This is a genomic window from Rickettsia sp. TH2014, from assembly GCF_019249195.1.
Classification (GTDB): Bacteria; Pseudomonadota; Alphaproteobacteria; order Rickettsiales; family Rickettsiaceae; genus Rickettsia; species Rickettsia felis.
Genome location: NZ_MXAX01000187.1, coordinates 1 through 1,228 on the forward strand (window position 1 = coordinate 1; position 1,228 = coordinate 1,228).

Below are 1,228 nucleotides of genomic sequence, written 5' to 3' on the forward strand. Positions count from 1 at the left end.
ATAATTTTTATAATGTCTGTAAGATTAAATCTTGACTTCTGCATAAACGTATGTCTATACTTCACGCTACAATCTTAACCGTTTTTCCTGAAATGTTCCCTGGGACTCTAGGACATTCTTTAGCAGGGCAGGCTCTGAAAAAAAATATTTGGTCATATTATGTTATTAATATTCGGGATTTCGGTCTAACTAAGCATAAAAATGTCGATGATGAAGCTTACGGCGGTGGTGACGGGCTTATAATGCGTCCTGATGTTTTAGGCAGTAGTATAGATCATGCCCTTGCTTTAAATCCTAATGCTGAAATTTACTATCCTTCACCTCGCGGTAGAATCTTTACTCAAAGCTTTGCTAAGGAGATGTTAAAAAATAAAAACCTTATATTCTTATGTGGACGTTACGAAGGGATTGACGAACGTGTAATTGAAGAGTATAATGTTAAAGAAACTAGTGTAGGCGACTACATTTTATCCGGCGGAGAGATACCTACCCTTACCATTCTCGATTGCTTAATTAGACTACTGCCAGGTGTTTTAATGAACCAAAATACCTTATCTTCCGAGTCTTTTGAAGAAGACGGGGAATTTAAGGGCGGGCTTGAATGCGGTCTATATACAAGACCTGAAATTTGGCGTGATCGTGCTGTACCGAGTGTTTTATTATCCGGTAACCACAGGCTAATTAATGAGTGGAAAAAAGAGCAATCACGTATGATTACTAAATTACGCCGTCCGGAGTTACTTAAAGATTTATAGAGTTAAGGAGTTAAAAAATGAATATTATTGACCACTTTGAACAGGAAAATATTTCAAAGCTTACTGCAAATAAAAAAATTCCTGATTTTGAAGCCGGTGATACAGTTAAGGTAACTGTTAAAATTATTGATAGATCGATTGAGAAAGACGGTAAGGAAAAATTAACGGAAAGATTTCAAGCTTATGAAGGTGTAGTTATCGCAAAAAGAAATCGCGGTATTACTTCATCTTTCTTAGTACGTAAAATTAGCCATGGTGAAGGTGTCGAAAGACGCTTTATGACTTACTCGCCGATAGTACACTCTATTGATGTAGTAAAATACGGGGCAGTTCGTCGTGCTAAACTCTACTATTTAAGACAAAGAAGCGGTAAGTCGGCTAGAATTAAAGAGAGACATATTCCTATTGTTAAAACCAAAACAGCAAAAGCTTAAGTATACTCGGTCAATTGTAATAGTTGAGATTTAATCTTA

2 protein-coding genes are annotated in these 1,228 nt (G+C 36.2%); both read left to right on the plus strand.

What is annotated here, in order from left to right:
• Positions 1–50: 50 nt before the first annotated feature.
• Positions 51–755, plus strand: coding sequence for a tRNA (guanosine(37)-N1)-methyltransferase TrmD (trmD, locus tag KYQ89_RS03775; protein WP_218460475.1), 705 nt, complete (start codon positions 51–53; stop codon positions 753–755).
• A 17-nt stretch (positions 756–772) separates the two neighbouring features.
• Entirely contained in the window at positions 773–1,189 is a 417-nt protein-coding gene (gene rplS / locus KYQ89_RS03780; protein ID WP_218460476.1) for a 50S ribosomal protein L19, read from the plus strand.
• Positions 1,190–1,228: the final 39 nt, after the last annotated feature.

What these genes read in the sequence shown, in the direction of transcription:
- trmD (WP_218460475.1), top strand. Translation starts at nt 51, where the DNA reads ATGTCTATACTTCACGCTACAATCTTAACCGTTTTTCCTGAAATGTTC.
- rplS (WP_218460476.1), top strand. Translation starts at nt 773, where the DNA reads ATGAATATTATTGACCACTTTGAACAGGAAAATATTTCAAAGCTTACT.